This is a genomic window from Paracoccus sp. UBA5162 (assembly GCF_002413585.1).
GTDB lineage: Bacteria > Pseudomonadota > Alphaproteobacteria > Rhodobacterales > Rhodobacteraceae > Paracoccus.
In genome coordinates this window covers 1-21,744 of sequence record NZ_DHXG01000032.1, presented here as the reverse complement: position 1 = coordinate 21,744, position 21,744 = coordinate 1, and the positions used below count along the sequence as shown (strand labels likewise).

25 protein-coding genes are annotated in these 21,744 nt (G+C 67.0%); 15 read left to right on the top strand and 10 right to left on the bottom strand.

Annotation, left to right across the window (positions count from 1 at the left end):
• From B4A72_RS04270 to B4A72_RS04250, 5 genes are all read right to left on the bottom strand, one after another.
• On the bottom strand, positions 1-176 hold a 176-nt coding region (locus B4A72_RS04270), incomplete at its 3' end, for an alpha-amylase family glycosyl hydrolase (protein WP_414692487.1).
• 1 nt (position 177) lies between these two features.
• Positions 178-1,311, bottom strand: coding sequence for a carbohydrate ABC transporter permease (locus B4A72_RS04265; RefSeq protein WP_292954110.1), 1,134 nt, complete (start codon positions 1,309-1,311; stop codon positions 178-180).
• Entirely contained in the window at positions 1,311-2,303 is a 993-nt protein-coding gene (locus tag B4A72_RS04260; protein ID WP_292954113.1) for a carbohydrate ABC transporter permease, read from the bottom strand. The genes B4A72_RS04265 and B4A72_RS04260 overlap by 1 nt, the downstream gene beginning before the upstream one ends.
• A 61-nt stretch (positions 2,304-2,364) precedes the next feature.
• Positions 2,365-3,720 (bottom strand): ABC transporter substrate-binding protein, encoded by a 1,356-nt coding sequence (locus B4A72_RS04255; RefSeq protein ID WP_292954115.1) that lies wholly within the window; start codon positions 3,718-3,720, stop codon positions 2,365-2,367.
• 85 nt (positions 3,721-3,805) lie between these two features.
• The gene (locus B4A72_RS04250) at positions 3,806-4,864 is read right to left on the bottom strand and encodes a quinoprotein relay system zinc metallohydrolase 2 (RefSeq protein WP_292978136.1); all 1,059 of its coding nucleotides are present in this window, start codon (positions 4,862-4,864) and stop codon (positions 3,806-3,808) included.
• Between the two features lie 138 nt (positions 4,865-5,002).
• Here B4A72_RS04250 and pqqA point away from each other — a divergent pair, with 138 nt between their 5' ends.
• The 6 genes from pqqA (at position 5,003) to B4A72_RS04220 (ending at position 8,994) form a co-directional block, all read left to right on the top strand.
• Entirely contained in the window at positions 5,003-5,095 is a 93-nt protein-coding gene (gene pqqA / locus B4A72_RS04245) for a pyrroloquinoline quinone precursor peptide PqqA (RefSeq protein ID WP_043131127.1), read from the top strand.
• Between the two features lie 71 nt (positions 5,096-5,166).
• Positions 5,167-6,048 (top strand): pyrroloquinoline quinone biosynthesis protein PqqB, encoded by an 882-nt coding sequence (pqqB, locus tag B4A72_RS04240; protein WP_292954125.1) that lies wholly within the window; start codon positions 5,167-5,169, stop codon positions 6,046-6,048.
• Positions 6,045-6,794, top strand: coding sequence for a pyrroloquinoline-quinone synthase PqqC (pqqC, locus tag B4A72_RS04235; RefSeq protein WP_292954127.1), 750 nt, complete (start codon positions 6,045-6,047; stop codon positions 6,792-6,794). The genes pqqB and pqqC overlap by 4 nt, the downstream gene beginning before the upstream one ends.
• Positions 6,794-7,087, top strand: a complete 294-nt coding sequence (pqqD, locus tag B4A72_RS04230; RefSeq protein ID WP_292954129.1) for a pyrroloquinoline quinone biosynthesis peptide chaperone PqqD — start codon at positions 6,794-6,796, stop codon at positions 7,085-7,087. Before pqqC ends, pqqD begins: the two co-directional genes overlap by 1 nt.
• Positions 7,084-8,217 (top strand): pyrroloquinoline quinone biosynthesis protein PqqE, encoded by a 1,134-nt coding sequence (gene pqqE / locus B4A72_RS04225; RefSeq protein ID WP_292954131.1) that lies wholly within the window; start codon positions 7,084-7,086, stop codon positions 8,215-8,217. Before pqqD ends, pqqE begins: the two co-directional genes overlap by 4 nt.
• 3 nt (positions 8,218-8,220) lie before the next feature.
• Positions 8,221-8,994, top strand: a complete 774-nt coding sequence (locus tag B4A72_RS04220) for a quinoprotein dehydrogenase-associated SoxYZ-like carrier (RefSeq protein ID WP_292954133.1) — start codon at positions 8,221-8,223, stop codon at positions 8,992-8,994.
• A gap of 34 nt (positions 8,995-9,028) precedes the next feature.
• On the opposite strand, the gene B4A72_RS04215 is transcribed toward B4A72_RS04220, so the two are convergent.
• Genes B4A72_RS04215 through B4A72_RS04205 form a run of 3 tightly spaced genes read right to left on the bottom strand, consistent with a single transcriptional unit; the run spans position 9,029 to position 11,367 of the window.
• Complete coding sequence (locus tag B4A72_RS04215; RefSeq protein ID WP_292978135.1) at positions 9,029-9,625, bottom strand: ATP-binding cassette domain-containing protein; 597 nt, start codon at positions 9,623-9,625, stop codon at positions 9,029-9,031.
• Positions 9,615-10,355 (bottom strand): ABC transporter permease, encoded by a 741-nt coding sequence (locus B4A72_RS04210; RefSeq protein ID WP_414692145.1) that lies wholly within the window; start codon positions 10,353-10,355, stop codon positions 9,615-9,617. The genes B4A72_RS04215 and B4A72_RS04210 overlap by 11 nt, the downstream gene beginning before the upstream one ends.
• Before the next feature lie 34 nt (positions 10,356-10,389).
• Complete coding sequence (locus B4A72_RS04205) at positions 10,390-11,367, bottom strand: ABC transporter substrate-binding protein (RefSeq protein ID WP_292954139.1); 978 nt, start codon at positions 11,365-11,367, stop codon at positions 10,390-10,392.
• A 177-nt stretch (positions 11,368-11,544) separates the two neighbouring features.
• On the opposite strand from B4A72_RS04205, the gene B4A72_RS04200 reads away from it, so the two are divergent.
• The 5 genes from B4A72_RS04200 (at position 11,545) to B4A72_RS04180 (ending at position 15,783) form a co-directional block, all read left to right on the top strand.
• On the top strand, positions 11,545-12,252 hold the full coding sequence (locus B4A72_RS04200; RefSeq protein ID WP_292954142.1) for a response regulator transcription factor: 708 nt from the start codon (positions 11,545-11,547) through the stop codon (positions 12,250-12,252).
• Positions 12,252-13,418 (top strand): FIST N-terminal domain-containing protein, encoded by a 1,167-nt coding sequence (locus B4A72_RS04195; RefSeq protein ID WP_292978134.1) that lies wholly within the window; start codon positions 12,252-12,254, stop codon positions 13,416-13,418. The genes B4A72_RS04200 and B4A72_RS04195 overlap by 1 nt, the downstream gene beginning before the upstream one ends.
• A complete protein-coding gene (locus tag B4A72_RS04190) occupies positions 13,408-14,730 on the top strand; it encodes an ATP-binding response regulator (RefSeq protein WP_292954148.1) in 1,323 nt (440 codons plus the stop codon). Before B4A72_RS04195 ends, B4A72_RS04190 begins: the two co-directional genes overlap by 11 nt.
• A 97-nt stretch (positions 14,731-14,827) precedes the next feature.
• The gene (locus tag B4A72_RS04185; RefSeq protein ID WP_292954151.1) at positions 14,828-15,439 is read left to right on the top strand and encodes a hypothetical protein; all 612 of its coding nucleotides are present in this window, start codon (positions 14,828-14,830) and stop codon (positions 15,437-15,439) included.
• The gene (locus B4A72_RS04180) at positions 15,436-15,783 is read left to right on the top strand and encodes a hypothetical protein (protein ID WP_292954153.1); all 348 of its coding nucleotides are present in this window, start codon (positions 15,436-15,438) and stop codon (positions 15,781-15,783) included. Before B4A72_RS04185 ends, B4A72_RS04180 begins: the two co-directional genes overlap by 4 nt.
• A gap of 164 nt (positions 15,784-15,947) precedes the next feature.
• On the opposite strand, the gene ubiB is transcribed toward B4A72_RS04180, so the two are convergent.
• Both ubiB and ubiE read right to left on the bottom strand, forming a co-directional pair.
• On the bottom strand, positions 15,948-17,483 hold the full coding sequence (gene ubiB / locus B4A72_RS04175; RefSeq protein ID WP_292954156.1) for a 2-polyprenylphenol 6-hydroxylase: 1,536 nt from the start codon (positions 17,481-17,483) through the stop codon (positions 15,948-15,950).
• Positions 17,484-17,486: 3 nt separating this feature from the next.
• Positions 17,487-18,233, bottom strand: a complete 747-nt coding sequence (gene ubiE / locus B4A72_RS04170; protein ID WP_292954159.1) for a bifunctional demethylmenaquinone methyltransferase/2-methoxy-6-polyprenyl-1,4-benzoquinol methylase UbiE — start codon at positions 18,231-18,233, stop codon at positions 17,487-17,489.
• A 102-nt stretch (positions 18,234-18,335) separates the two neighbouring features.
• On the opposite strand from ubiE, the gene mutM reads away from it, so the two are divergent.
• The 4 genes from mutM to B4A72_RS04150 form a co-directional block, all read left to right on the top strand.
• The gene (gene mutM / locus B4A72_RS04165; RefSeq protein ID WP_292954162.1) at positions 18,336-19,181 is read left to right on the top strand and encodes a bifunctional DNA-formamidopyrimidine glycosylase/DNA-(apurinic or apyrimidinic site) lyase; all 846 of its coding nucleotides are present in this window, start codon (positions 18,336-18,338) and stop codon (positions 19,179-19,181) included.
• An 86-nt stretch (positions 19,182-19,267) separates the two neighbouring features.
• Complete coding sequence (locus B4A72_RS04160) at positions 19,268-20,044, top strand: enoyl-CoA hydratase (RefSeq protein WP_292954165.1); 777 nt, start codon at positions 19,268-19,270, stop codon at positions 20,042-20,044.
• Between the two features lie 159 nt (positions 20,045-20,203).
• Positions 20,204-20,473, top strand: a complete 270-nt coding sequence (gene rpsT / locus B4A72_RS04155) for a 30S ribosomal protein S20 (protein ID WP_292954168.1) — start codon at positions 20,204-20,206, stop codon at positions 20,471-20,473.
• A gap of 552 nt (positions 20,474-21,025) precedes the next feature.
• The coding region (locus tag B4A72_RS04150; RefSeq protein WP_292954171.1) for a DnaA ATPase domain-containing protein at positions 21,026-21,744 on the top strand (719 nt) is incomplete at its 3' end.

The following is a 21,744-nucleotide window of genomic DNA, read 5'->3' as shown; positions in this document are numbered from 1 at the left end:
GAGGTGAAGAAGGGCGAGATCCAGACTGCATCCACGCCCAGCGACGCGACATAGGGCAACCTTTGCGCGATCCCCGCAAGATCGCCGATTCCATCGCCGGTCGTGTCCTGAAAACTGCGCGGATAGATCTGATAGATGATCCCGCCCTTCCACCAATCGGCCGTCTTTTCCGTCAAGTCATCCACCTTTCACCGATCCGGCCAGAAGGCCGCGGACCAGATATTTCTGCATCGCGAAGAACACGACCAGCGGCACCGCGATCGAGATGAAGGCCGATGTCGCCAGAATTTCCCATTCGCCGCCCTTCGATCCCATCAATTCGCGCAAAACGCCCGTCATCACAAGCTGTTCCCTGGTATTGCCAAGGAAGACCGTGGCCACCAGCAGGTCGTTCCAGACCCACAGAAACTGGAAGATCGCGAAAGAGGCAAGGGCCGGAAAGGACAGCGGCAGGATGATGCGACGGAAGATCTGGAACTCGGTCGCGCCATCGACGCGGGCGCTTTCGATCACCTCGCGCGGCAGGCCGACCATGTAGTTTCGCAGCAGATAGATCGCCAGCGGCAGGCCGAATCCGGTATGGGCCAGCCAGATGCCCAGATAGCCCTTGCCGATGCCGATCTCGTTATGCAGCCGCAGCAGCGGGATCAGCGCCACCTGCAGCGGCACGACCAGCAGGCCGACCACGGCGGCGGTCAGGATCGCGCGGCCGGGAAATTCCATCCAGGCCAGCGCATAGGCGGCGAAGGCCGCGATCAGGATCGGGATGATGGTGGCCGGAATCGTCACCGTCAGCGTGTTCATGAAGGCGCGGCCCAGCCCTTCGGCCTGCAGGACGCGGCTGTAGTTCCGGGTGGTGAATTTCGGCGGCGCCTCGGTGGTGACGAAGATCCGTTCGCCGCGTCGCATGTCGAAGGGCCGGGCCGAGGTCAGCCGATAGGATCCGTCCTCGTTCACGGTCAGATCCCAGCCATCCTCGATCCGGGTTGTCTCGCCCGGCTGGAACTCGGCCGGCTGGCGCGCGCCGGTGCCCCAGGCGACCAGCGATTGCCCGCCCTCCAGGACATTGCCCTCGATGATGTAGAGCCCGTCCCGCTGCTCCGCGTCCTTGTCGGTTCCGGTCCGCACGAACCCCGTCTGTTCGGAGGCCGAGAAGGACTGCCACCAGCCGGAACTGGCGATCTGGTCGCGGTCGCGAAAGGACGACACGAACAGCCCCAGCGTCGGGATCGTCCACAGGATCACCAGCAGCAGGGCGGAAATGTTGACCGCCCAGACCAGCGACGACTTGCGGCCCGCCATCCCGTCCATCAGCGCACCTCCCTGCGGGCATTGCGGATGTTCCAGACCATGATCGGCGTGACCAGGACCATCAGGATCATCGCCACCGCCGAGCCGCGTCCGTAATCGGACGCGCGAAAGGTCCAGTCATACATCAGGTTGGCCAGGACCTGGGTGCCCCATTGGCCGTTGGTCATCACGAAGACGATGTCGAAGACTTTCAGCACGACGATGGTGATCGTCGTCCAGACCACGGCAATCGTGCCCATGATCTGCGGCACCTTGATCTTCATGAACACCTGCATGGGCGAGGCCCCGTCCAGGATCGCGGCCTCGATCGTTTCTTCGGGGATGCCGCGCAGGGCGGCGGACAGGATCACCATGGCAAAGCCGGTCTGGATCCAGACCAGCACGATCATCAGCAGGAGATTGTTCCACGGGATCAGCGTCAGCCAGATCTGCGGATCGCCGCCCAGTTTCGTCACGATCCAGTTCAGCAGGCCGATCTGCACCTCGTCGGGGCCGCGATATTCGTAGATGAATTTCCAGATCACCCCGGCACCGACGAAAGAGATCGCCATCGGCATGAAGATCAGCGACTTGCCGATATTGCCCCATCTGATGCGGTCGGTCAGTTGCGCCGCGATCAGCCCGAACAGCGTCGAAAGCGCCGGCACCACCAGAAGCCACAGCAGATTGTTCAGCATCGATTCGCGAAACTTGCTGTCGCCCGCCAGCCAGGTGTAGTTGCTGAATCCCACGAAACGGCTGCCATTGGCATTGTTCAGCGACCGCCACAGGCTGTCGAGCACCGGATAAACCAGATAGAGCGACAGGAACAGGATCGCCGGCCCCAGAAACAGCCAGGGCCGGATCTGCCCGGCCCTTCGGATGTTGCGGCCCGCCGCCGCGCCGCGCGGCGGATAGACCGCGTCGAGGATCATGTTCGAGCCCCAGAACCAGGCCACGCAGCCGAAGACACCGATGATGATCGTGCCCGAGGCCAGCCACAAAAGCTCCATCCCCTCGCTCCTCTTTTCGCTGGGCCGCGGCGGGTCGGGCCGCCGCGGCCGGTTCTTGCGGTCAGTTCAGCGTGGACCAGGTCTGCTGGATCTGGTCGGCGACCTGCTGGGCCGAGGCGCCGCCGACGAAATCGACCATGCCGGTCCAGAAGGCGCCCGCGCCGATGGCGCCGGGCATCAGGTCCGAACCGTCAAAGCGAAAGGTCGTGGCGTCGGTCAGGATCTTGCCCATCTTCTTTTGCCCGTCATTGGCGTAGGCATCCGGATTGGCGCCCTTGTATGGCGTCAGGAAGCTTTTCTGGGCCATCCAGATTTCGTGCGCGGCCGGGGTCTTGAGAAAATCGATGAAGGCACGCGCGGCGGGATTGTCGGTCAGGACCGAGAACAGCGTGCCCCCGCCCAGGACCGGCTGGCCCATGCTGCCATCGGCCGGCGCCGGGAAGTAGAAGAAATCGGCATCCAGCCCGACCTCGACATCTTCGGGGAAGAACGAGGGAACGAAGCTGGCCTGCTTGTGCATGTAGCACGAGGGCGGACTGTCGAACAAACCCTTGGGGCTGTCGCGGAAATCGGTCGAGGCCACGGCGGCCGCGCCGCCCGCGACATAATCGTCGTTCTTGGCGAACCAGCCGAATTCCTCGATCGCCTTGACCACCTTGGGATCGTTGAACGGGATCTCGTTGGTCACCCAGCCGTCATAGACCTCGGGCGGATTCATCCGCAGCATCAGATCCTCGACCCAGTCGGTCGCGGGCCAGCCGGTCGCCCCGCCCGAGCCCAGCCCGATGCACCAGGGGGTTTCGCCATCCGCGGCGATCTGTTCGGTCAGCGCCTTCAGATCCTCGTAGGTCTTGGGCACTTCGTAGCCGGCATCCTCGAAATTCTCGGGCACATACCAGACCAGCGATTTCACGTCCGCCTTGAACGGAAAGGCATAGAATTGCTGCGTGCCGTCGGCGCCGGCATAGGTGCCCAGCTTGGCCCAGCTGTCACCGGCCGCATAATTGTCGCGCACCCATTGGGCGGTTTCTTCGCCCAGGGGCTTCAGATTCCCTTTCCGGGCGATGTCGGCGGCCAGACCGGGCTGGGGAAACACCGCGATATCGGGCGGCGAGCCTGCATCGCTGTCGATCACGATCTGCTGTTCGAAACTGTCCGAACCGGAATAGTTCGCCTTGGCCCCGGTCGCCTCTTCGAAATAGGGCAGAAGCGAGGTGAACAGCGTCTGATCCTCGCCCAGCCACGGCCCGAGAATGGTGAAGGATTGCCCTTCCAGATTGCCGTAGCTGGCCTTGAAATCCTCAAGGCTCTGCCAGTCGATGCGGTCGTCGCTGCCCGGTTCGATCACCTTCTGGGCCTGCGCGGCGCCCGCCGACAGGGCCGCCATCGCGGCCGTCAGATACAGAACTTTCCTCAAGTTACCCTCCCGTTTTAGGATGAATCGCAGGATGTTGATCCTTTTCGCCAGCATCGGCGCAGCCGCGTCCCCTGTCAAATGGGACTTATTCCCATTCCAGCTCCTTGTAGGCGGCGGTCGCGTCACGGGCGACCGACATGTCAAAGGAATTCCACCCATCGGCCATCGGCGCAAGAGCCTTGCCGATCTGGGGCACCGCCTGCGACATCGGCTGGCCTTCGCCGATCCGCTGCCGGGTCTGGTCGACCAGCGCCTTCAGGAACCGGATCTGCGGTCCTGCCGCGGCCGTCCACTCGTCCGAGATCGCGCCATGGCCCGGCACGATCAGCGGCGGCGCGGGTCGCGGCGGGCGCGCCAGCCAGTCCAGCCAGCCCAGCACCGATCCGTCAACGATCGGCGTCAGATCCCGAAAGACCAGATCACCGGTGAACAGCGTGCCCGTCGCCTGGTCCCGGATCCACAGATCGTTGTCGGTATGGGCCGTCTGCGCCGCGTTCAGTTGCAGCACCCGTCCGCCCAGGTCGATGGTCAGACGATTGCCGACGACGACATCCGGCGCCAGCACCTCGGTTCCGATCATCGCCTGCGGCCCGAACAGTCGCGCCATGTTGTCCAGATAGGTGGGCGCCCGCGCCTCCAGCGCGCGCGGCAAGGCGCGATGGCCCACGATCTCGGCCCCCGCCTCGGCAAATACGGCGCTGCCCATTGCGTGATCGGGATGCATGTGCGTCACGATCAGATGGCTGATCGGCCGGTCGGTCACCCGCCGGATGGCGGCGTAAAGCTGCTGGCCCTGGGCGCGCGACACGCCGCTGTCGATGACCGCGACCGAGGCATCGCCGACGACCGCCGCCAGATTGGCGATCCTGCCGTCGGGCGAATCCTCCAGTTGCACGGGATCGCCCTGAAACAGCAGGATGCCCGGCGCGATCTGCCGCAGCGGCAGGGCGGGCAGATCCGCTGTCGCGACACAGGCCGTGCCGCCGGATCGCAGCCCCTTGCGTCCGGACAGCCACGCCTCGCTGATTCGCCGCGCCTGCGCGGTGCATTCCTGCCGCGTCGCGGCATCGCCCTGCGGCAGCAAGATCGGCCCGCAGCTCCCGGACGGACCGGCAAGGCAGGCGGTCAAGATCAGGTAAAACATTGCCGAATCTTCCCGCTGATGGTGGTGGTTTCGATCATATCCGCGCGAATTGCGACCTTGGTCTGGTTGTTTGGCGCACAGACTGCTTTAACATGAATGACAGTCGCCACAGCGGCGAATGTGAACGGAGGATGACACATGGCCTGGACCAAACCGATTCTGAAAGAGATTGCCTGCGGCATGGAGATCAACATGTATGCCCCGGCCGAGGACGAGCCCGTCCTGTTCTGAGCCTTGGAAAACAGGCAAGGTGAACGGCCCCGTCCGACGATCTCGGGCGGGGTCTTTGCGTCGGTGGAGACATGAGGATCATCGTTCTGGGTGCGGCGGCGGGCGGCGGTCTGCCGCAATGGAACTGCGGCTGCGCGAATTGCCGCGCGGCCCGCGCCGGACGCATCCCGTCGCTGAGTCAAAGCTCGGTCGCGGTCAGCGCGGATGGCCGCGACTGGGCGATCCTGAACGCCTCGCCCGATATCCGCACGCAGATGGCCGCGACCCCGGCGCTGCATCCGACCGGGCCGCGTGACATGCCGATGCGCGCGGTCCTGCTGACCAACGGCGACATCGACCATGTGGCGGGCCTGCTGACGCTGCGCGAAAGCCAGCCCTTCGACCTGTTCGCGACCGAGGCCATTCACGACGCGCTGGCCGCCAACCCGATGCTGACCGCCCTGCGCGCCGATCTGGTGCGGCGGCGCAAGGTGACGCTGGACCGGCCGACGGACCTGCTGCCCGGCCTGACCGCGACCCTCTTCGCGGTTCCCGGCAAGGTGCCGCTGTATCAGGAAGGCGATATCGTCGAGACCGGCCTGATGGGCGAGACGACGGTGGGGGTTGAACTGGCCGCCAACGGCAAGCGCGGTCTCTATATTCCCGGCTGCGCGGCGATGCCGGAATGGCTGAAGGACCGCATCGCGGGGGCGGACGCGCTGCTGTTCGACGGCACGTTGTGGCAGGACGACGAGATGATCCGCATGGGACTTGGCCGGAAGACCGGCCACCGCATGGGCCATATGGCCGCTGGCGATTCCATCGCGGCGCTGGCCGACGTGTCGGTCGGGCGGCGCATCTTCGTCCACATGAACAATTCGAACCCGCTGACCGATCCCGACAGCGCCGAGGCCGCGCAGGCCCGCAGGCAAGGCTGGCAGATCGGCCGCGACGGCATGGAGATCACGCTGTGAAGGATCTAGGCCACGGCCCGCAATCCCGCGACGAATTCGAGGCGCGGCTGCGCGCCATCGGCGCCGAACGCTATCACGACCGCCACCCCTTCCACGCGCGGCTGCACGGCGGCGACTGCACCCCGGACGAGGTGCGCGCCTGGGTTATCAACCGATGGATGTATCAATCCCGCATCCCGATGAAGGACGCGGCCTTCATGTCCCGCGTCACCGACCCCGATTTGCGCCGGGCCTGGCGCAAGCGGATCGAGGATCACGACGGCGGCGTCGCCGAAGGCGGCGGCATCCGCCGCTGGCTGGCTCTGGCCCGCGCAGTGGGGCTGGATCCGGATTACGTCGCCAGCGGCGCGGGCGTCATGCCCGCCACCCGCTTTGCCGTCGATGCCTATCTCCGCTTCGTCCGTGACATGCCGCTGCTCGATGCGGTGGCTGCCAGCCTGACCGAACTGTTCGCGCCGAAAATCCATGCCCAGCGGATCGAGGGGCTGCTGGCGCATTACGATTTCGCCGACGATACCAGCCTTGCCTATTTCAGAAAGCGGCTGAGCGAGGCCCCCGACGACGTGGCCTTCGGGCTGGATTACGTGCTGAGCCATGCCGACACGCGCGAAAGACAGGACGCGGCAGCGGCGGCGCTGATCTTCAAGACCGACGTGCTGTGGGCGCAGCTGGATGCGCTGTGGCATGGCTATGTCCAGGGCAACATCCCCCCCGGCGCCTGGCAACCCGGCGAGGGAATGGCCTGATGGATCCGCTGATCGCCCCCGACCAGATACCCTATCTGCCGCGCGGCGTGCGTCTGGCCCATGACCGCGTGCGCGGCATCCGCGTGCTGCAGGCGCCCGAACGCGCGATGCAGCTGGACGCCGTCGGCGACGCCATCCTGTCCGAACTGGACGGCCGGCGATCCATGGCCGCCATCGCAACCCGGCTGGCGCAACGATACAACGCCCCGGCCCGGCAGATCGCTGCCGACCTGAGCGATTTCCTGACCGGCCTCGTCGAGCGCCGCATGGTGTTCGTGAAGGACGCGCCATGAAGGACCACGCCCAGCCGCGCGACCTTGACGGCAACCCCGTCCGCCCCGGCCTGCCGATGGCGATGCTGGCCGAGATCACGCATCGCTGTCCCCTCGCCTGCCCCTATTGTTCCAACCCGGTCGAACTGACCCGCGCGCAGGCCGAACTGCCGGCCGAGGACTGGGCGCGGGTGTTCCGCGAGGCCGCCGATCTGGGCGTGTTGCAGGTCCATGTCTCGGGCGGCGAGCCCGGCGCGCGCCGCGACCTGGCGCAGATCGTGACCAGCGCGCGCGAGGCGGGGCTTTACGTCAACCTCATCACCTCGGGCATCGGCATCACGCGCGACCGGCTGCAAGAACTGGATCGCGCCGGCGTCGATCACGTGCAGCTGTCGCTGCAGGGCATCCGGCCGGACATGGCCGACCGCATCAGCGGCCATCCGGGGTCGTGGGACAAGAAGATGGGGTTCGCCGGCTGGGTCACGGAGATCGGCTTTCCGCTGACGATCAACGCCGTCGTGCATCGGCAGAACATGGACCGGCTGCCCGACATGATCGACCTTGCGGAAACGCTGGGCGCAAGACGGATCGAGGTCGCCACGGTGCAGTTCCACGGCTGGGCCGACCTGAACCGCGCCGCGCTGATGCCCACGGGCGATCAGGCGGCGGCGGCACGCCGGATCGTCAACGAAGCCCGCATCCGGCTGCGCGGACGCATGGTCATCGACTACGTGCCCGCCGACCATCACGCCATCTATCCAAAGGCCTGCATGGGCGGCTGGGGCAGCACCGGCCTGAATGTCGCGCCCGATGGCACGGTGCTGCCCTGCCACGCCGCGCAGTCCATCACCTGGATGAAATTCGAGAACGTGAAGGATAGGGCCCTGTCCGACATCTGGCATATGTCCGACAGTTTCAACGCCTTTCGCGGCACCGCATGGATGTCCGAACCCTGCCGGTCCTGCGATCGGAAAACCGTGGATTTTGGCGGCTGTCGGTGTCAAGCTATGGCATTGGCGGGCGATGCGCGGGCGACCGACCCGGTCTGTTCGAAATCGCCGCTGCGTGCGCGGGTGGTGGCGCGGGCCGAAGAGGATGCGGCCTCGGACACTGCCGATCTGATCTACCGACGCATGAAAAAGGGAGGATAAGTGATGAAGACATGGCTTGCGGCCGCGCTTCTGCTGGCATCACCCGCATTCGCGCAGGACAACCCGATGCAGCCCTCCGCGATCTGGGACGATCTGCGCGATTCCGTCGCCGGCCTGACCGAGGAACCGCCCATCGATCCGGCGGCACTGGATCTGGACGCACCGGTTCGCGCCAATGACGCGGCGCTGGTGCCGATCCGGCTGACCCAGGCCGCCGACGCCCCGCCCTTGTCCGACCTGACCCTGGTCATCGACCAGAATCCCGCCCCCGTCGCCGCCGAATACAGCTTTGGTCCGGCGCTGATGCCCCTGGATTTCGAGGTTCGCGTCCGTGTCAACGCCTATTCCGACGTGCGCGCCATCGGAACGCAGGCGGGGGGCGGCAAGGTCATGGCCGGCCGTTTCGTCAAGGCCTCGGGCGGCTGCTCGGCGCCGGCGGGCAAGGACATGGCCACGGTCGAGGCCCTGATGGGCCAGATGCGCTGGAAGACGGCGCAGCAGGATGGCCGCCAGATCGGCACGCTGATGATCCGGCACCCGATGTTTTCGGGCCTGCAACGCGATCAGGTGACGCTGCTCAACATTCCGGCGATGTTCATCGACAGGCTGGAGGTGCGGCAGGGCGACGAACTGCTGTTTTCCATGCAGGCCGGAATTTCGGTCAGCGAGGATCCGGTCTTCCGCTTCGCCTATCAGCCGAACGGCCAGCCGATCAGCGTCCGCGCCGAGGATGTGGACGGAAACCTGTGGAATCAGACCTTCGAGGCGGCAGGCTAGGCCGGCCGGCCGCGTTCATGCCGGCGCAACCGGGTCAGTCCCGATCGCGCTGCAGGACCGCAGGATGGCCCGACAATCGAAAGACCTGCGCCTCCAGCCGCGCCGGTTCGCCGGCGTCATGGGTGACCAGGAACAGCCCCGCCCCGCTGCGATCCAGCAGGCCGGCGGCCAGCCGGATCATCCGCGTCGCGGTTTCGGGATCGAGGCTGGCGAAGGGTTCGTCCATCAGCAGGATATCGGGCCGGGCGGCAAAGGCGCGTGCCAGCGCCAGCCGCCGCTGCTGGCCCAGCGACATCTGGCGCGGAAACTGATCCTCGCGCCCCGCCAGCCCGACCTGCGCCATCAGGTCGCGCCCGACCGCCGCATCGCAGCCCGCGGCGATCGTGATGTTGTCCAGCGCCCGCCGCCAGGGCAGCAGGGTCGGTTCCTGGAACACGACCGCCAGCCGCTCATCGCCTTCCGCTTGGCCGTCGAAATCCCGATCCAGCCCCGCGACGATCCGCAACAGCGTAGATTTGCCGATCCCCGACGGCCCCAGGACGGCGACCCGCCGGCCGCGCCCGATGGTCAGCCGGATCGGCCCCAGCACCGCGCGCCCGGCAAAGGATTTGCCGCGCAGCTCAATCCGCATCGCGCCTCCAGCGGTTTGCCCGCGCCTCCCAGGGGCGCAGCACGGCCAGGTCGATCGCCAGCATGACCGCGACGAAGGCCAGCGCCCAGGCCAGCACGCCGGCCACATCGAAGCTGGAAAACAGCAGGTAGATCTTGAAGCCGACCCCGTTCGAGCGGCCCAGAAGCTCGACCACCAGAACGATCTTCCAGATCAGCGAAATTCCCGCCCGCGCCGCCGCCGCGACATGCGGCGCCAGCTGCGGCAGCACGACATGGCGCAACCGGGCCGGCGCCGTCATGCGAAAGGCTTGGGCCATGTCGTCCAGATCGGGCCGCAGGGCGCGCGCGCCCTCGCGCAGCATCACGGTCACGACCGGGATCTTGTTCAGCGCCACGGCGACGATGGCCGCGACCTCGTTCAGGCCGATCCAGATATAGGCCAGCACGATCACCACCAGCGCAGGCAGGTTCAGCGCGATCACCAGGCCCGGATTCAGCCAATGGTCGGCGGCGCGCGACCGGCCCATCCACAGACCCAAGGCCAGCCCCACCGCCATCGCCAGCACGAAGCTGGCCAGCACCCGGAACAGCGTCATTCCGGCATGAAACCACAGCTCGCCCGACGCGGCGATCGCCACCAGTTCGGACCAGACCGCGCCCGGCCCCGGCACGGCGCGCGGATTGTCCGACAGAAGGGCCAGCACGAACCACAGCGCCAGCATCGCCGTCAGCGACAAAAGCCCGGGCACCGTGCCGGGGGCTTGCCATGGATATCGGGGCCGCCTAGTCACCGGACCAGAACAGCCCCTCGGGCAGCCGCGTCAAGCCGCCGGTCAGATCCTCGCCGCCCAGATCGGCCATGACCGAAAACATCTTCTGCGCATTCGCCGCATCGACCGGCCGGTCGGGCGGGATCCCCGCGCGCCAGCCGTCGCGCAGGGCCCGGAACTCGGCCTCGGAATCGGCATTCATGATCGGGCGCAGATCCTCCCAGGCGGCATCGTCGCGCGCCAGCAGGTCCTTGGCCTGCCGCGAGGCCCGCGCGAAGCCGCGCGCCAGATCGGGATGCGCCGCGATCCAGTCCTCGCGCAGGACATAGCCCAGAAGCGGGGTGGCGGGGTCCAGCCCCAGATCGGTCGCGGCCTGGCTGACGCTGATGATCTCGCGCATCCCCGCCGCCTTCATCCGGGCGAGATAGTGCCAGAAATTGACCGCGCCAGCGACCTGACCCGTTTCGGCGGCGTTGCGGATCACCGGCGGGGCGCCGAAGACCTGTCGCGTCGCATCGGCCAGATCGACGCCGTTCCGCTGCCGGTTCCAGGCCCGCAGGATCAGCCAGCTCTTGTCCACCGGGCCACCCGCGATGCCGATCTTCTGCCCCTCCAGATCGCCCGGCGTCCGCGCCGGACTGTCCTTCGGCACGACCAGCCCGCCCACGGCGGTCGAATAGGGCAGGAAGGTGAAATCGGCGCCGGCCGCGCGCTGCCGGGCCACCCACAGCCAGTCCGAGACGATGCTGTCCACCTGGCCGCCCTGCATGGCGATCTGCGTCGCGGGATTGCCGGCCAGCGGCAGAACCTTCAGCGAAAAGCCGTTCTTGCGGTCCAGACCCCGGCCGATGATGGTCTGCAATTCCCAGTTGACCGTGCCGTTTTCCAGCGCGCCGATGGTGATGACCGGCACGGCCGCGAAGGCGGGCGCGACCGTCAGCACAAGCGCCAGGGCCGCGCGGGCGATCTGCCTGCGGATGATGTCCATCATCTCGATCCTTCCCGGTTGCGGTCAGGGTGTCATGGCCCGGGCGGGCTCGCAAGGCGGGCGATGCTAGACCTTGGTCGCAGATCAGGGTTGCTTTACCACGCCGCAGTTCTACAATCGCGGCATATTGTTGCGACTTCGGGAGGGCCGCGACAAGGGGGATCTCGGGGAGGAAATGTGATGACCGCCGCAGCCATGCAGGCGCGACAATCGCCGTCGCCACGACCAAGCGCGGATCAGGTGCGCGAAATCCTGATCGTGGACGATCATCCGCTGATGTGCGACGCGCTGGCGCTGACGCTGAAGATCAGCTTTGGCCTGAAAAACGTGCGCACCGCGCGCAGCCTTGCCGCCGCCATAGAACAGATCAAGGCGCAGGGTGCGCCCGATGCCGTGATCCTGGATCTGAACCTGCCGGATGCGCGCGGTTCGGAAGGCATCGTCACCCTGCGCCGGCAGCTTCCCGACGTGCCGATCACGATGATCTCGGCCGATCTGGAACATGCCATGATCGCGGCCGCGATGGCCGCGGGGGCACAGGGCTATATCAGCAAGTCGCTGAGCCGCGAGGCGCTGGTGGACAGCCTGCGCCGCATGTGGGGCGGCGAACACGTGACCCCCGACAGCTATCATCCCGGCGAACCGGATGCCGAGGACACGGCCAGGGCCGAACTGGCCCGCCGCTTTTCCACGCTGACACCGCAGCAGATGAAGATCCTGCGGTTGATCTGCCAGGGCAAGGCGAACAAGGAAATCAGCTACGAATTGTCGATCGCCGAGGCGACCGTGAAGACCCACATCACGGCGATCATGTCCAAGATCAACGCGCGCCGCCGCACCCAGGCGGTGCTTCTGGCGAATTCGGTCAGGCTGTTCGAGGCCGGCTGATGGATACCGGCCCGGCTGCGAAGGAGGGCGTCGCCGGGCCGGTGGCCGTGCAGGCCGGCCGCGGGGCGGCCAACCCGGCCTCGATCCTGCTGGACGGCCTGCGCGGAGCCCGGCCCGCCCTGGTTCTGGTCTTCGGCGCGAAGGGGGACGAGCTTGCACCTCTGGGCGATGCGCTGAAGGCCGGCCTGCCCGGCGACTGCATCATCGCGGGCTGTTCCTCGGCCGGCGAGATCGGGCCGTCAGGCTATGCCTCGGACAGCATCGTGGCCATCGGCTTTCCCACAGCCAGCTTTCGCGCCAGCGCCCATCTTCTGCGCGATCTGGGCGCACTGCCGGTGTCGGACTGGATGGCGGGGCTGCGGCGGATGCACCGCGCTTTTGCCCCCGATCCGGGCCGCTCGCTGTTCGGCCTGCTGCTGGTTGACGGGCTTGCCGGGCAGGAAGACGCACTGGTCGCGACGCTGGAGGCGGCCCTGCCCTCGGTCCCGGTCCTGGGCGGATCGGCGGGCGACGGGCTGGATTTCCGCCGCACCACCCTGCTGGCTCGGGGTCACACCCTGTCGGACGCGGCGATCTTCCTGCTGGTCGAGACCGATCTGGCGATCAGCGAGGTGACATTCGCCCATTTCAGCCCGACCGAGACGCGTGCCGTCGTGACCGCGGCGATCCCCGAAAAGCGCCGGATCCTGGAACTGAACGCAGAGCCGGCCGCCGATGAATATGCCCGCCTGACCGGCATTGCCCGCGACCGGCTGACGCCCACCGAATTCGCGCGCCGCCCGCTGCTGCTGCGCACCGGGCGCCGCCACCATGTCCGCGCCATCAGCGAAGTGACCGAGGATGGCGGCCTGTCGCTGATGTCGGCGATCGATACCGGCACCGTGCTGACGCTGGGTCGGGCCGAGGACATGACCCAGGGTTTCCTTCAGGCGCTGTCGGCCCTGCCGCGCCCGCCGCTGATGGTTCTGGGCTTCGACTGCATCCTGCGGCGGCTGGCGCTGGAACGGGCCGGGCTGGCGACGGTGATGTCGGATCTGTTCACCCGCTTCCGCGTCGCGGGTTTCAACACCTATGGCGAACAGCACAGCGGAATGCACGTGAACCAGACTTTCGTGGGTCTTGCCTTCATGGATCACGGGGCGCCCGGCGACAGCCATGCTGCGTGAGGACGACCCGCCCGAGCGACAGGTCGAAAAGCTGCGCCGCATCACCGGCGTGCTGATCGACCGCATCGACCGGCTCGAGGAAACCCGCGGCTCGGCCTGGTCGATGTTTCAGGCCGCGGTCGCGCTGGAACAAGAGGTCATGGCCCGCACGCGCGAGCTGGAAAAGGCCATGGCCGACCTGTCGCAGCGCAACCGCGAACTGGCCGTGGCCCGCGCCGCCGCCGAAGAGGCCAACCGGTCCAAGACCCGCTTCCTGCGCGCGGCCAGCCACGATCTGTTGCAGCCGCTTTCGGCGGCGCGGCTGTTTCTGGCCGCGCTGGCCGATACTAGGCTGGACGAGGCGCAGCGCGAACTGACCGACCGGCTGGGCGGCGCCTTCGAATCGGTGGAACAACTGATGCATGCCGTGCTCGACATCTCGCGGCTGGACAGCCAGCGGATCGAGTTTCACCGCCAGCCGGTCGCCCTGGGCGATCTGTTCAGCAGGCTGGCCGCCGAATATGCGCCGGTGGCCGCAGCAAAGGGCCTGGGCCTGACCTTCGTGCAGACCGATGCGGTGGTCGAAAGCGATCCCGTCTTCCTGCGCCGGATCGCGCAGAACCTGGTCTCGAACGCGATCAAGTATACCCATCGCGGCGGCGTCCTGGTGGGCGCGCGGCGGCGGGGCGGCACCTGCTGGCTGTCGGTCTATGATACCGGCGTCGGCATTCCGGCGGTGGACCGCAACCGCGTCTTCGACGAGTTTCAGCGGCTGGGCACCGAATCCGGAACGCCGGGCATGGGGCTGGGCCTGTCCATCGTCAAGCGCGCCTGCGCCAAGCTGGGCCACCCGATCAGCCTGACCTCCGAGGCGATGCGCGGCACCCTGTTCCGCGTCGGCCTGCCCCTGGTCGATGCCGCCATCGACCGCCGCGCCCAGCCCCCCGACCGGATGATCCGCGCGCTGCGCGGCCGGGTCGCGCTGGTGATCGAGAATGACGCCGGGATGCGGCGCGGATACGAGATGATCCTGACCGACCGGCTGGGCATGGTGGCCCGCGTCACCGGCGGCACCGCCGAGGCGCTGGCCACGATGGGCGACGAGCCGCCGGACGTGATCCTGGCCGACTACAACCTTGAAAGCGGCGATGACGGGATCAAGGCCATCGACGCCCTGCGCACCAGCGCAGGCCATGCCGTGCCCGCGGTGATGGTGACCGCGCGGCGCGACCCGGACATCGCGCGCGCCTGCGCCGCGATCGGGGTGAACCTGATGGAAAAGCCCGTCAGCCCGGCCGAACTGGGCGAGATGCTGGGCCGCCTTCTGGGCTGAATCCCTGCGACCAAGGGCTGAGACCGGGCCTGCCGGGGCTTGCCCTCGGGCGCGCGCGGCGCAATCGTCGTGGCGGGGAAAACCGGAGGACAAGATCATGAAACGCGCCATCGTGACGGCCCTGTGGCTGGCCCTGTCGGCCGCGCCGGCCCTGTCGGGCGAGGCCGGAGACGCGGTCTTTGCCGAACGCGGGCCGTGGAAACTGCAACGGGACGGGATGCGCTGGTCGCATCGCGTCGATGGCCCCGAGGCCGAGGGGTTTGTGCAAGTCGATGACGGCTCGGTCACGCTGCGCGAAGCGATCGACCCCACGGACCAGAAGCCGATCCTGCAAATCACCCAGAAGACCGATACGCGCAGCCGCGAGATCGGGCCCTTCCCGATTTCGGGCGGCGATCCGGTGCTGGTCTTCTTCCTGGAACAGACCACCCGCGACATGGCCCGGCTGACCGGCGGCAGCCCCTTCTATATCCGCAACCGCATCAAGGATGCGATCTTCCGGGGCGGCCAGATCGCGGCCGCCGGCGCGGCCCGCAAGGCGACCTTCCGCCCCTTCGCCGACGATCCCAACGCCGCGCGGATGCAGGGTTTCGAGAGCCTGACCCTGACCTTCGTTCTGGACAGCGACCCCAAGGCCCCGATCCGCGAATTGCTGGCCGAAACGCAGGGCGGGACGCCCGGGTACCGGAACCGCATGGTGCTGCAATGATCCGCGCGCTGATCCTGGCCGTGCCCCTGACCGCCGCTCTGGCCGCGCCGGGTGCCCGGGCGCAGGCGGTCAACGACTTCCCGACCAATGCGCGGGCGGAATATGTCTTCGCCTGCATGGCCACCAACGGCGAGAATCGCGAGATGCTGGACCGATGTTCCTGTTCCATCGACCAGATCGCGACGGTGCTGCCCTATGACGACTACGTCCAGGCGGAAACCGTCCTGCGGATGCAGCAGACGACGGGCGAGCGCGCCTCGATGTTCAAGGGCATGGCCGAGATGAACGACATGGTGGCGAAGCTGCGCCGCGCCGAGGCCGAGGCCGAGATCCTGTGTTTCTGAAGCCCGAAGCAGAGGACCGCGCCGGGCTGTGGATGGATGGCGACGCGCCTGCGCCGGATCGCTTCCGATCGGGTTGACCGGATCCCGACCATGCCTCTTGGCGATGCTCTTGCGGGGCGGGGCGCGCATCCCGTCTGCGACCCGGGGCCGGCCGGCAATGTTTCTTATCCCAATGCCAGGCCGATCGCGGCGCCGGCCGCCAGCGACAGCACCGTGACCAGCCACAGGGGCACGCGCGACGCGGGGGCCGCCGGGGCGGGCGCGGCGTCTTCGGGATGGGCACGGTTCCACAATGCCTGTTCGACGATCTGCGGCAGCAGCGGTCCATAGCGGCCGACCGTCTGCGCCACCTTCGCCATGTCCGAGGCCAGCGCGCGCGGCCCCAGATTGGACTTGATGTAGTCCGACACGACCGGACGCGCCGCCTCCCAGATGTTCAGCTGCGGATCGACCGACCGCGCCACCCCCTCGACCACGACCATGGTCCGTTGCAGCAGGATCAGCTGCGTCTGGGTGCGCATCCCGAAGCGTTCCGTCACCTCGAACAGATAGGCCAGCAGGCTGGCCATGCTGATACGGCTGGCATCGGCGCCGAAGATCGGCTCGCCCACGGCGCGCAGGGCGCGGGCGAATTGCGCCTCGTCGCGGTCGCGCGGCACATAGCCCGCCTCGAAATGGACGCGGGCCACGCGGCGGTAATCGCGCTGGATGAAGCCAAAGAGGATCTCGGCATAGACGCGGCGGGTATATTCGTCGATCTCGCCCATGATGCCGAAATCATAGGCGATCACATCCCCGTTCGACGCAACCTTCAGGTTGCCGTGATGCATGTCCGCGTGGAAGAACCCGTCCCGCAGGGCATGTTGCAGGAACAGCTGGATCACCCGCGTGGCGATCCGGGTCGTGTCGTGGCCCGCCGCGATCAGCGCCTGCGGATCGCCCATCGGCAACCCCTCGGCCCAGTCCGAGGTCAGCACCCGGCGCGCCGACAATTGCCAATGCGGCAGCGGCACCTGAAACGCCTCGTCGCCGCGCGTGTTCTCGGCGAATTCCGAGGCCGAGGCGGCTTCCAGCCGCATGTCCTGTTCTGCCGTCACCACGCCTTCGAAATGGCTGACCACGTCGCGCGGACGCAGGCGGCGGCTGCCGGGCGACAAAAATTCGATGATCGAGGCGGCAAAGTGAAAGGCGTCGATGTCACGGCGGAAGGCGGCACCGATATTGGGGCGCAGCACCTTGACCGCGACCTCCTGCCCGGTTTCGCGCACCCGCGCCCTGTGCACCTGCGCGATCGAGGCGGCGGCGACCGGTTCGGAAAACTCGCTGAACAACGCATCGACCGGCCGGCGCAAATCGGCCGCGACGATCTGCTGGGCGATCGCGGTCGGAAAGGGCGGCAGCCGATCCTGCAACATCCGAAGCTGTTCGGCCAGTTCGATCCCGACCACATCGGCGCGCGTCGACAGGATCTGGCCGAACTTGATATAGGCCGGTCCAAGCGCGGTGATCGCGCGGGTGATCGGCGGCAGGGCGGGATCGCCCGGATAGCCCAGCCAGCGGAACGGCCAGCCCAGCACCCGCGCGGCCAGCCGCAGGCGGGGCGGCGCCTCGACCGCGTCCAGAACCGCGCCCATCGCGCCGGTGCGTTCGAAGGTGGCGCCGGTTCGGATCAGGCGCAGGATATTGTGCGGGCCGCGCATGGGCTACAGTTTCCAGCCGGAATGCAGCGCGGCGATTCCCATCGACAGGTTGCGCCACTGGACCCGCCCGAAACCCGCCTCGCGGATCAATGCGCCGAACGCCTCCTGATCGGGAAACTTGCGGATCGATTCGACCAGATATTGATAGCTGTCGCGATCGCCGGTCACCGCCTGCCCCATCGCCGGGATGACGTTGAAGCTGTAGCGGTCATAGGCCCACTGCATCGCGGGCACCGGCAGCCGGCTGAATTCCAGCACCATCAGCCGCCCGCCGGGACGCAGGACGCGATATGCCTCGGCCAGCGCGTCGGGGATGCGGGTGACATTGCGGATGCCGAAGCTGATCGTGTAGCGATCGAAGCTGCTGTCGGGAAAGGGCAGCGCCATCGCATCGCCCGTAACCCAGGCCAGGCGATCACCCCTGTCGGCCGCATCGGCGCGCTTGCGCCCCTCGATCAGCATCGATTCGGTCATGTCGCAGACGGTGACGCGCGCCTGCGGCGCGCGATCCAGAAAGCGGAAGGCGATGTCGCCGGTGCCGCCCGCGACGTCCAGCAGGTGCTGGCCGCCGCGCGGCGCCAGCCAATCCATCATCGCGTTCTTCCACAGCCGGTGGACGCCCGCGCTCATCAGGTCGTTCATCAGGTCGTATCGCGAGGCGACGCGCGAAAAGACGCCGTGGACCATCCCGGCCTTTGCGTCCTCGTCCACGGTCCGAAAGCCGAAATGGGTCTGCTTCTTGTCGCTCATCGCGCTTGCCGTTTGCCTGTTCCGACGCCAGATAGGTCCGGCCTGCCTGCGGCACAATGGTCATGAATGCGCCTGCGGCACAATGCGACGAAAGGGACCGGATTGCCAGAACTGCCCGAGGTCGAAACCGTCCGTCGCGGTCTTCAGCCACATCTCGAGGGATCGCGCATCGCCCGGGCCGAGGCGCGCCGGCCGGATCTGCGCTGGCCGCTGCCGCCCGATCTGGTTCAGGTGCTGACCGGCGCGCGGGTGATCACGCTGCGGCGGCGGGCGAAATACCTGCTGGCCGATCTGGACCGGGGAACCACGCTGCTGCTGCATCTTGGCATGTCCGGCAGGATGCTGGTCGAGGGCGCGTCACAGGGCGATTTCCACCGCGATCCCGCGATCCTGCCGCGCCACGACCATGTCGTGCTGACCACCGGGACCGGCACCCGCATCACCTTCAACGACGCCCGCCGATTCGGCATGGTGGACCTGATCCGCGAGGGCCAGACGCATCCCCTGCTGGCCAGCCTCGGGCCCGAACCCTTCGACGCCGGCTTTTCGCCCGAATACCTGCGCATGATCTTCGCCGGACGCCGCGCGCCGGTGAAACAGGCGCTTCTGGATCAGCGCATCGTCGCCGGTCTGGGCAACATCTATGTCAGCGAGGCGCTGTGGCGCGCGGGCATCGACCCGCGCCGGGCGGCGGGCCGCATCGGCCAGGCCCGAATCGCGGCCCTTGTCGGGCATGTCCGCGACGTGCTGTCGGATGCCATCGCCGCCGGCGGCTCGTCCCTGCGCGATCACCGGCAGGCGACGGGCGAGCTGGGCTATTTCCAGCATTCCTTCCGCGTCTATGACCGCGAGGGACTGCCCTGTGCGCGGCCCGGCTGCGCGGGCCGGATCCGGCGGATCGTGCAATCGGGACGCTCCAGCTTCTATTGCCCGCTCTGCCAGCACTAGACCCGTCTGCGGCATTTGCTTGGCTTCCGCACATGCCTGCTGATAGGAGTCGGGGCTGACGCTTAACAGCCACGAGGTCCGGGCCCATGGCCTATGAAACCATCATCGTCGAAATCGAGGACGAGATCGCGCTGATCCGTCTGAACCGCCCCGAGGCGCTGAACGCGCTGAACTCGGCGCTCATCACCGAACTGGCCGAGGCGCTGCGCGAGGCCGACGGCAACGACAAGATCCGATGCGTCGTGCTGACCGGCAGCGAGAAAGCCTTTGCCGCCGGCGCCGACATCAAGGAAATGTCCGAGAAATCCTTTGTCGATGTCTATGAAGGCGATCTTTTCGGCTCGCAGATCGCGGCCATTCGCGCCTTCCGCAAGCCGATGATCGCCGCGGTCAGCGGCTATGCCCTTGGCGGGGGCTGCGAACTGGCGATGATCTGCGATTTCATCATCGCCGCGGAAAACGCCAAGTTCGGGCAGCCCGAGATCAATCTGGGCGTCATCCCCGGCATCGGCGGCACCCAGCGCCTGACCCGATTCGTCGGCAAGTCGAAGGCGATGGACATGATCCTGACCGGGCGCTTCATGGATGCGGCCGAGGCCGAGCGTTCCGGCCTGGTCAGTCGCGTGGTGCCGACGCCGAAACTGATCGCCGAGGCGATGACGGCGGCGCGCAAGATCGCCGAACGCTCGATGATCGCGACGCGGGCGGCCAAGGAATCGGTCAATCGCGCCTACGAATCGACGATGACCGAGGGTCTCCTGTTCGAACGCCGTGCCTTCCAGGGCCTTTTCGCGACCGAGGATCAGAAGGAAGGCATGTCCGCCTTTCTCGAAAAGCGCGAGCCGCAATTCCGCGACCGCTGATTTTTCGGGTTCCCTTTTCGCGGCCGATCACCTATAGGCCCTCGCTTACATGCGCGTGGGCCCGCTTAGGCAAGAATCAGGACCGCCCTTCCGGGGAATCGGTCGCCTTGGGTCTTTCGTGCAACCGCAACGCTGAAAGACCCGACGAGGATCAAGCCCATGGCAAATACGCCCCAATCCAAGAAGCGCGCGCGCCAGACGCTGCGCCGCACCGAAGTCAACAAGGCCCGCCGGTCGCGAATCCGCACCTTCCTGCGCAAGGTCGAGGAAGCCATCGCCTCGGGCAATGCCGATGCCGCCCAGGAGGCGCTGAAGGCGGCGCAGCCGGAACTGATGCGCGGCGTCAGCAAGGGCGTCTATCACAAGAATACTGCATCGCGGAAAATGTCGCGCCTGTCATCGCGCGTGAAGGCCCTGTCGCCGGCCTGAGCCGATCGGCGCGGCGGCCGGAAAAGGCTGTATTCCGGCCTGACAAGGACAGCAATCTCAGAACGGGCGCGCGCCACCGGCACGCGCCCTTTGCCTTTTTCTGCACCTGCGAAACAGTTAATAAATCGTTAATTTTCAATGCCATTTCCAATTTCTTCTTTCGAGTCAAAGACCTCGCAGATTCGATTGGGGAAAGCCGCTGTCAAGCGCATAGTTCGGTTGCGCGGGTTGATCCGCTATTGCTAAATCTGTCCTGCGATTCACGTCGCTTTGGGGGACAGGCCGCCGCTTCCGGAACCTTATCCGGGCGGGGCCGGGCGACGAAGCGGAGAACACTCTTCTTCTGCCCACGGATCCGTGGCTGTCGGCTGCCATCGGCACCTGCGGATCTGGTCTATTATTCTGCGTCGGGCATCCTGCCCCGTCATGCGGCCCGTTCGGGCCGCAACGGTGGCCTGTTGCCCGATGCTGCCCCGGGGCGGTGCGAATCCTGGTCCGCCGGATGCAGATCCGGCGGAGATCGGGGACAGGACAGCACGGGGCAGAAAGACGATGGACGACCTTTGGGGGCAGGCATGTGCGGGACTTCAGGACAGCGTCGGGACGAATAACTTCAACCACTGGATCAGGCCGCTGGAACTGGCCGGGATCGAGGACGGCGTGGCCCGTTTCGACAGCCCGACGCGGTTCATCTCGGACTGGGTGAACCGGCATTTCGCGACGACCATTCTGGCCGAACTGAACCGTCGCGGCGCGGGGGTCGAGCGGCTGCGCTTTGCCGTCGTGCCGAAAAGCGGGCGCAGCGGCGGCCAGCGGCCGCGCGCCGCCGCCCCGGACCCCGATCAGCCGGCCCCGGCGGCAAACACCATCCGGCCCGCCGCCACCGCGCGCGGCACGATTCGGCCCGATCTGGGCGCGCCGCTGGATCCGCGCTACACCTTTGCCAATTTCGTCGTCGGCAAGCCGAACGAACTGGCCCATGCCGCCGCCCGCCGCGTGGCCGAGGGCGGCCCGGTCGGGTTCAACCCGCTGTTTCTCTATGGTGGCGTGGGGCTGGGCAAGACCCACCTGATGCACGCCATCGCGCATGATTATCAGGCCAACCACCCCGCTGCGCAGATCCTCTATCTGTCGGCCGAGCAGTTCATGTATCGCTTCGTGCAGGCGCTGCGCGAAAGCACCATCATGGATTTCAAGAGCATGTTCCGAAACGTGAACATGCTGATGGTCGATGACGTGCAGTTCATCGCCGGCAAGGACAGCACGCAGGA